8 protein-coding genes and 1 pseudogene are annotated in these 7,632 nt (G+C 71.5%); 3 read left to right on the top strand and 6 right to left on the bottom strand.

Going from position 1 to position 7,632, the window contains the following annotated elements; translation table 11 throughout:
• From ACWCSD_RS43180 to ACWCSD_RS43200, 5 genes and pseudogenes are all read right to left on the bottom strand, one after another.
• Positions 1 to 182: pseudogene (locus tag ACWCSD_RS43180) on the bottom strand (hypothetical protein); the annotation flags it as partial.
• Positions 183 to 214: 32 nt separating this feature from the next.
• Positions 215 to 1,609, bottom strand: coding sequence for a cytochrome bc complex cytochrome b subunit (locus ACWCSD_RS43185; protein WP_397157009.1), 1,395 nt, complete (start codon positions 1,607 to 1,609; stop codon positions 215 to 217).
• A gap of 159 nt (positions 1,610 to 1,768) precedes the next feature.
• Positions 1,769 to 2,578 carry a carbohydrate ABC transporter permease gene (locus ACWCSD_RS43190; protein WP_358286995.1) on the bottom strand — a complete coding sequence of 270 codons (810 nt, stop codon included), beginning with the start codon at positions 2,576 to 2,578 and terminating at the stop codon, positions 1,769 to 1,771.
• On the bottom strand, positions 2,575 to 3,426 hold the full coding sequence (locus ACWCSD_RS43195; protein ID WP_397157011.1) for a carbohydrate ABC transporter permease: 852 nt from the start codon (positions 3,424 to 3,426) through the stop codon (positions 2,575 to 2,577). The genes ACWCSD_RS43190 and ACWCSD_RS43195 overlap by 4 nt, the downstream gene beginning before the upstream one ends.
• Positions 3,423 to 4,739, bottom strand: a complete 1,317-nt coding sequence (locus tag ACWCSD_RS43200; RefSeq protein WP_358286997.1) for an ABC transporter substrate-binding protein — start codon at positions 4,737 to 4,739, stop codon at positions 3,423 to 3,425. Before ACWCSD_RS43200 ends, ACWCSD_RS43195 begins: the two co-directional genes overlap by 4 nt.
• A 170-nt stretch (positions 4,740 to 4,909) precedes the next feature.
• Between ACWCSD_RS43200 and ACWCSD_RS43205 the strand changes: the two genes are divergently transcribed.
• Positions 4,910 to 5,089, top strand: coding sequence for an NAD-dependent epimerase/dehydratase family protein (locus tag ACWCSD_RS43205; RefSeq protein ID WP_449923875.1), 180 nt, complete (start codon positions 4,910 to 4,912; stop codon positions 5,087 to 5,089).
• Positions 5,077 to 5,574, top strand: coding sequence for an SDR family NAD(P)-dependent oxidoreductase (locus ACWCSD_RS43210; RefSeq protein ID WP_449923878.1), 498 nt, complete (start codon positions 5,077 to 5,079; stop codon positions 5,572 to 5,574). The genes ACWCSD_RS43205 and ACWCSD_RS43210 overlap by 13 nt, the downstream gene beginning before the upstream one ends.
• 106 nt (positions 5,575 to 5,680) lie before the next feature.
• On the opposite strand, the gene ACWCSD_RS43215 is transcribed toward ACWCSD_RS43210, so the two are convergent.
• Entirely contained in the window at positions 5,681 to 6,751 is a 1,071-nt protein-coding gene (locus ACWCSD_RS43215; protein WP_449923881.1) for a saccharopine dehydrogenase family protein, read from the bottom strand.
• A gap of 71 nt (positions 6,752 to 6,822) precedes the next feature.
• Between ACWCSD_RS43215 and ACWCSD_RS43220 the strand changes: the two genes are divergently transcribed.
• The coding region (locus ACWCSD_RS43220; RefSeq protein WP_449923884.1) for a DJ-1/PfpI family protein at positions 6,823 to 7,632 on the top strand (810 nt) is incomplete at its 3' end.

The raw sequence follows: 7,632 nt of genomic DNA on the forward strand, positions 1-7,632 counted from the left end.
CAGCGCTCGACGAGCGCGCCGTCGAGGCGCGGGTCCGGCGTCGTGCCCACCGCCAGGGCCGCCCGCAGCCGTACGGACGGGTCGCCGGCCGCCAGCCCTCCGACGGCGCCGGTCGGGTCCGGGTCCTGTTCCTGCCTGGTCATCGGGACCACCTCCTCGGCGACCAGTGAAGACCTTGTCACAGTGTCAAGGTCAAGCGGCCCGGCCCGCCCGGTCAGTCGCGCGGCGCGGTGACCGCGTGCTGCCGCTCGGGCTCCAGGTGCATCGGGCGTTCGTGGAAGCCGCCCTGCGCGCTCCGGACGATCACGCCGCTCTCCGGCCCGTGCTCCGCGTCGTGCCGGTCCTGGAGGCGCAGGCCGAGGCAGAGCCGGTGGGTCAGCCAGAAGGCGACGACCGGGCCGAGCAGGACGGCGTACCTGAAGAAGATCGTCACGGCCTCCACCGAGAGGTGGAACTGGTGGGCGAGCTGGTCGTTGGCCGCGGCTGCCCACAGCAGCCCGTAGAAGGCGACCCCGGCGGCGGCGACGGCGGTTCGCACGGGCGCCTCGCGCGGCCGGTCCAGCACGGCCGGCCCGGTCGCCTCGGCGGCCAGGCGGCTCCTGCTCTTGGGCCGGCCGAGCGCGTCGCGCCGGCCGGGACGCCGCAGGACGAGGCGCTCGCCCAGCGGGTAGCCGGCCAGGACGGTGAAGAACACCCCGGGGACCACCAGCGTGGGCACCAGGACGGCGAGGCTGAGCGTGTACCCCCCGATCGTCAGCTCCCAGCCCGGCATGATCCGCAGAGCGCCGTCGAGGAAGCCCATGTACCAGTCGGGCACCGAGCCGGCCGAGATCTGGCCGGGCCCGGCCGGCCCGTACAACCAGATGGGGGCGATCTGGAAGGCCAGGCCGAGGATGACCAGGACGCCGATCGTCGTGCCCGCCATCAACGGCCGCACGCCCGCCCGAGCCGGGACCGGCGCGGCGAACCGCGAGTGCCCGTGCCGCCGCACCAGCCATTCACGGGCGGCCAGCAGCGCGACCATGGCCGCCGGGATCACCAGCACGTGCGTCCAGTACATGGTGGGGATGATGCTGTCGCCGGGGAACCCGGCGCCGAAGAGCAGCTGCGCGCCGTACGACCCCACGACGGGGATCGACAGCAGCACCGACTGGATCAGCCACAGGCTGCCGCCGGAGAGCATGTCGTCGGGCAGGATGTTGCCGGTCTCCCCCGCGGCCATCCCGAGCGGCAGCAGCGTCACCCAGATCAGCCACTGCGGCACGCGCGGCCGCCGGAACGCGCCGGTCACGAACATGCGCAGCAACTGCATCGCGACCGCCGCCACGAACACCAGCGCCGACCAGTGGTGCACCTGCCGGACGAAGAGCCCGCCGCGCACCTCCAGGCTCAGCCGCATGGTCGAGTCGAACGCCCTGCTGACCGGGACGCCGCTCAGCGGCGTGTACACGCCGTGGTAGAGCACCGGGGACATGTCCGGGTCGAAGAACACCATGAGGAACAGCCCGGTCACCACCAGGACGGCGAAGGACCAGATGGCCACCTCGGCGAACATGAACGACCAATGACCGAGCCCCGACGACTGACGTTTCCGCACCGATGAGCGCATCGGACCCTCCTCGTTTCGCCTTCGCCTTCAAGACGGGATCGGCGGCCGAGATGTGACGTCGAGGAGGGTGAGTTACGTCATAGCGGGTCGTTCCCGGCGGCCGGGCCTGCCGGAGCGCGGGCACTCCGGCAGGCCGACGTCAGCGGCGGGGCTGCGGCCTCACCCCTTCACCGCTCCGCCGAGCAGCCCGGAGACGAACTGCTTCTGGAAGACGAAGAAGATGAGCATCAGCGGCAGCGTGGCCAGCAGCGCGCCCAGCATCAGGCCCGAGTAGTCGACGCGGGTCAGCCCGGTGAGGTGGCTGAGCGCGACCGGAAGCACGTACTTCTCCTCGCTGGTGAGCATGAGCAGGGGCCAGATGAAGGAGTTCCACTGGCTCATGAACGTGAAGATGACCAGCGCGCCGAGCTGCGGCCGGACCACGGGCAGCACGATCCGGTAGAAGATCCGCAGGTCTCCGGCGCCGTCCAGGCGTCCGCTCTCGATGAGCTGGTCGGGGAAGTCGAGGAAGGCCTGGCGCATGAGGAAGATGCCGAACGAGTTGGCCAGGAACGGGATGACGATCGACTCGTAGGAGTCGACCCAGCCGATGCTGGCCATCATCTGGAACAGCGGCACCAGCAGCACCTGGAACGGGATCATCATCGTCGCCAGGATCACCGCGAGCAGCAGGCCGCGCCCGCGGAAGCGGTACTTGGCCAGGCCGTACCCGCCCATGGCGCTGACCAGCACGGACAGCGCGGTGTAGACGAGGGCCGTGCCGAGGCTGTTGAGCACCACGCGGGAGAAGCCGATCGTCTCCTCCAGCGACCGCAGGTTGTCCAGCAGGTCGTCCCCGGGCAGGAACGGGGGCGGGCTGCGGAACAGCTCCGACGTGTCGTGCGTGGAGGCGACGAACATCCAGTAGAACGGCGCTATGCTGACCACCGCGCCGGCCGCCATGAGCAGCCAGAGCAGCAGGCGTTTCATGACTTCTCCTTCCCGAACCACTTGAACTGGGCGTAGGAGAGCACCCCGATGAGCAGCACCACCACCCAGGCCATCGCCGCGGCGTAACCGAAGTCGAACTGCTTGAATCCGACCTGGTAGAGCAGCAGGATCGGCGAGGTGGTCGCGTCGTCGGGGCCGCCGTCGGTGAGCAGCTTGTTCTCGTCGAACAGCTGGAGCGTGCCGATCGTGGAGGTGATCGAGCAGAACAGGATCACCGGCTTGAGCTGCGGCACGATCACGCTGACGAACGACCGCAGCGGCCCGGCCCCGTCGATCGAGGCGGCCTCGTACTGCTCCTTGCCGATCGCCTGCAGGCCGGCCAGCAGGATGATCATGTTGTAGCCCGTCCACCGCCAGGTGATGGACGCGATCAGCGCCACCCGCGCCCAGGCCGGGTCGTCCAGCCAGGCGATCTCGACGCCGAGCAGCTGGTTGACCATGCCGCCGTCGGTGCGCAGCAGCACCCGGAAGACCACCGCGTAGGCGACCAGCGTCGTCACGGCGGGCAGGAAGTACGCGATCCGCAGCGTGGCGCGGAACCGCAGCCACGACTGGTTGAGCACGTACGCCAGCGCCAGCGCCAGCGCGATCATGATCGGGACCTGCACGACCAGGATCAGCCCGACGTTGACCAGGGACTGCAGGAACCTGTCGTCGTGCAGGAGGCGCTGGTAGTTCTCCAGGCCGGCCCATTCGGTCACGCCGTCCTCGGTCCGCTGGAGGCTCTGCCAGAGGCTGGCCCCCAGGGGGTAGGCGAAGAAGAGCGCCAGCAGCGCGGCGGCGGGCCCCGCGAAGATCCAGGGGACCAGGCGGCGCCGAACGATCATCCGATCTCCCGCTTCGTGGCGGACGCGATCTGCTCGGCCGCCTCGTCCAGCACGGCCTTGGGGTCCTTGCCGCCCACCACCGCACGCTGCAGCAGCTTCTTCAGCAGCTCACTGGCCTCGGCGTCGTCGTCGGTGGACTCCACGGCCGGGATGGCGCGCACCTGGTCGGCGAAGATCTTGTTGACCGGCTGCCCGTCGAAGTACTCGACCGGCTCGGAGAAGTACGGGTCGGCCAGCGCGGGCAGGTAGGCCGGGAAGAGCGACTCCTGCTTCATCATCGACAGCTGGCTGTCCTTGTTCGCCGTGACGAACTCGACGAACGCCCACGCCGCCTGCTGGTTCTTCGTCTGGCCGGTGACCGCCAGCATGGACCCGCCGTTGGCCGAGGTGCGCACTCCGCCCGGCTCGAACGCGGGCAGCGGGATCACGCCGAACTTGCCCTTGAGCTCCGGCATCTCCGACACCAGCGTGCCCGTCCACCAGACGGCGGTGGGCGCGACGGCCGCCTTGCCCTCCTTGGTCGCGGTGACCCGGCCGTCCCAGCCCTGCTCGTTCTGCAGCAGGCCCTTGTCGTTCATCGTCTTGATCAGGGTCAGCGCCTTGACGGCGGCCGGGGTGTTGACCGCGACCTTGCCGTCCACGAACCTGCCCTGCTTCTGCTGCTGCAACAGGGTGGTGAACAGCGGCTCGCTGTTGCCCAGGTCGGAGACCATGAGCTTCTTGCCGGTCTTGGCCTTCAGCGTCTCGCCGGCCTTGATCAGGTCGTCCCAGGTCTGGATGTCCTCGGCCTTGATGCCGGCCTGCTCGAAGTAGTCGCGCCGGTAGAACAGGCCGACGGGCGCGGAGTCCCACGGCAGCGCGAACAGCTTGCCGCCCTCGCCGGAGGCCGTCTGCCACTTGGCCGGGTCGAAGTCGGCCTTCAGCTTGCCGGCGACCGGCCCGAGGTCGGCCAGCCCGTTGGGGAAGTTCTTGGCGTAGCCGGGGACTCGCTCGTCCTCAAGGTGCACGACGTCGGGCAGGCCGGTGCCCGACTGCATGCCGACCGTGACCTTCTCGTAGATGTTGTCGTAGCCGACGTCCGTCACGTCGATCTTCACCTTGGGGTGCAGCTTGGTGAACTCGGGCGCCAGACGCTTCAGGGCGGTCGCACCCACGTCGAACGACCACACCTTGACCTCACCGGACAACTCCGCGGGGGTGGACGCGGCGATCGAGGGAGCGGGCCCCTTGGCCGTGCCGGTTCCGCCGGTGGCGCATCCGGCGGCGAGAAGTCCGGTGGCCAGCAGCCCGGCGGCGATTGTGTGGATCTTCACGGTGACCTCTGGATCTGTAACATGTCACACTCTGAATACTGAGTGCTGAGTAACGTACGCTGAATACGCCTGGTGCACCAGAGGTGAAATCGAACCGTTCCCGATGGATGTGAGCGGACGGGCGGAAAGGCCGTTGCGTCCTGCTCGTCCTGCCGGAATGCTCGGCCGCCATGGGCAACCTGCTGCTGACCGGCGCCACCGGAGGAATCGGAAGGCCGCTGGCCGCCGCGCTCGGCGCGGCCGGGCATCGGGTGATCGCCGTCGGACGTGACGTCGGGCGGCTGGACGTCCGCGGGATCGAGGCCGACCTGGCCGACCCCGCGTCGCTGGCCCCGCCATGGAGGCGCTGACGGCGGAGCTCACGGAGATACGCGCGGTGGTGCACTGCGCCGGCATCTCCCCCGTGGAGGCCGTCGCCGAGGCCGGCCCCGACACGTGGCGGCGCACGATGGCGGTGAACGTGGCCTCCGCCGCCGAGCTCGTCCGGCTCGCGCTGCCCGCGTTGCGGCGGTCCAGGGGCCATGTGATCTTCGTGAACGCCTCCCCCGGGCTGACCGGCGTCCCGCGCTGGTCGGCGTTCGTGGCCAGCAAGGCGGCGCTGCGCGAACTGGCCGACTCGCTGCGCGAGGAGGAGGCCGTCCACGGGGTCCGGGTCACCACGGTCTACCCCGCGGCCACGGCGACCGACCTGCTGGGCGAGGTCAGGGCCGCCTTCGGCCGCCCGTACGACCCGCAGGCGTGCATCCGGCCGGAATCGCTGGCCGCGATGGTCGTGTGGGCGCTCAACGCGCCGGCCGACTCCTACGCCTGCGAACTGTCGGTGCTGCCGGGCTGAACCCGCCCGCGGCGGCGTGGATCGGCCCCCGCCGCCGGCGCGCGGTGTCCACCAGGGCCTGGCGGGAGGATCGCCGCGACCCGCACGTGGTCCAGGCGCGCGAGGGTCAGCGCTGCGCCGCGGTGTCGAGCTCGACCTCGATGTGGGGCGACAGCGCCCGCAGGAAGTCCGGCGCGTCGAAGACGCGCCCCGCCGAGGCCACCCCGGCGGCCCTCGTCCGGCCGGTGAGGACGCGCTCGACGGCCTCCACCGCGAGCGGCGCGCTGACGGCGTAGATGTCCCGGCCGCGGGCCACCGCCCGGCGTTCCCCGGCGCCCGAACGCACGACCACGTCCACGACGAACGGCTGCGCCGACCGCCCGTGCTCGTCGGCCGCGACCGGGGCCGGGGTGTCGGGGTTCACCACGTCCGTGGCCGCCTCGACCGTCATGTAGTTGCGCACCTCGGGGATGTTCAGGTGGCTCGGGACGGTCACGATGTCGGCCATCGAGAACTCCGCGATGACGTCGCGCGTCCCGGTCGGCTCGGGGAAGGACCACTTCCCGGCCGGCGCCCGGTCGTCGCGGTACTCCAGCCGGCCGCCGGCGTGGCGGACGCGCCGGCCGGCGCGCCGCTCCCTGGAGACCTTGCCCGCGGCCCGGGTGCCGGTCGTGGGGTGCCAGCTGTCCAGCCCGTAGGCCACGTGCGCCTCGTCGGCGCCGGTCCAGTCGTCCATCGCCGCCGTGACCAGCAGGTCGCCGAGCCCGCCGAAGAAGGCCATCGCGGGCACGATCACCGCCCCCGCCTCCCGGGCGCGCTCCGCGAACAGCTCGAAGGTGTCCACGTTGGCCTCGATCTCGGCCGCGACGTCCACGTACGGGACGCCGGCGCGCAGGGCCGCCTCGATCACGGGGGCGGCCGTGGCGGCGAAGGGCCCGGCACAGTTGATCACCGCGGCCACGCCGTCCAGGACGCGGTCCAGCGCCGCCGGATCGTCCACCGACGCCTGCCTGACCGCCGGCCCGGGGTACGTCTCGGCCAGCGCCTTGAGCGCGTCGCCGTCGCGGCCCGCCAGGACGGGCGCCAGCCCGCGCCGCAGCAACTCCGCCACCACGAAACGGCCCGTGTGCCCGTACGCGCCGTAGATCGCCACCGCGGAGCCGGTCGTCTTCATCTGTGTCATGTGCGCATCAGCCATGCGGACATCCTGGCGGTCCGCCGCGTCGCCGCACGAGCGTCCGGAACGACATGATGCGTACAATTCCGGACGTGACCACAGTCGCGGTAGCCGTCGCCGACGGGATCCTGCACTTCGAGCTGGCCCTGGCCTACGAGCTGTTCAGCTCACCCCCGCCCGTCCCCGTCGAACGCTGGTACGAGCCGGTCATCTGCGGAGCCGGTCCCGTACGGGCCGACGGGCGGTTCCTGCTCGAACCCGACGCCGGGCTCGACCGGCTCGTCGGGGCCGACACGGTGATCGTCCCCGGTTGGGCCGAGGTGGACGAGGAGCCGCCGGCCGACCTCGTCGCGGCCGTGCGCGCGGCGCACGAGGCGGGCGCGCGGGTCGCCTCGCTGTGCACGGGCGCGTTCGTCCTGGCCGCGGCCGGCCTGCTGGACGGACGGCGGGCCACCACCCACTGGGCCCACACCGAGACGCTGGCCGCCCGCCATCCCCGGATCAAGGTCGATCCCGACGTGCTCTACGTGGACGAGGGCAGCGTGCTCACGGCCGCGGGCAAGGCCGCCGCCCTGGACCTGTGCCTGCACCTGGTCCGCCGCGACCACGGCTCGGCGGTCGCCAACGCGATCGCGCGCCGCCTGGTCGTGGCGCCGCACCGGCCCGGCGGCCAGGCCCAGTTCGTCGCCACCCCCGTCCCCGAGCCGCACGGCCATCCCCTCGGCGACCTGCTCGCCTGGGCGGGCCGGCACCTGGACCAGCCCCTGACGGTGGAGGACCTGGCCCGCCGGGCGAACCTGAGCTCGCGCCACCTCGGCCGCCACTTCAGGTCCATGACCGGCACCACCCCGTTGCAGTGGCTGCTCACCCAGCGCATCCGCCGCGCCCAGGAGCTCCTGGAG

It is taken from the genome of Nonomuraea sp. NPDC001684 (assembly GCF_053596515.1).

Bases quoted from the DNA above. Each gene is read 5' to 3' on its own strand.
- ACWCSD_RS43210 (WP_449923878.1), top strand. From the start codon at position 5,077: ATGGAGGCGCTGACGGCGGAGCTCACGGAGATACGCGCGGTGGTGCAC.
- ACWCSD_RS43185 (WP_397157009.1), bottom strand. From the start codon at position 1,609: ATGCGCTCATCGGTGCGGAAACGTCAGTCGTCGGGGCTCGGTCATTGG.
- ACWCSD_RS43195 (WP_397157011.1), bottom strand. From the start codon at position 3,426: ATGATCGTTCGGCGCCGCCTGGTCCCCTGGATCTTCGCGGGGCCCGCC.
- ACWCSD_RS43205 (WP_449923875.1), top strand. From the start codon at position 4,910: ATGGGCAACCTGCTGCTGACCGGCGCCACCGGAGGAATCGGAAGGCCG.
- ACWCSD_RS43190 (WP_358286995.1), bottom strand. From the start codon at position 2,578: ATGAAACGCCTGCTGCTCTGGCTGCTCATGGCGGCCGGCGCGGTGGTC.
- ACWCSD_RS43215 (WP_449923881.1), bottom strand. From the start codon at position 6,751: ATGGCTGATGCGCACATGACACAGATGAAGACGACCGGCTCCGCGGTG.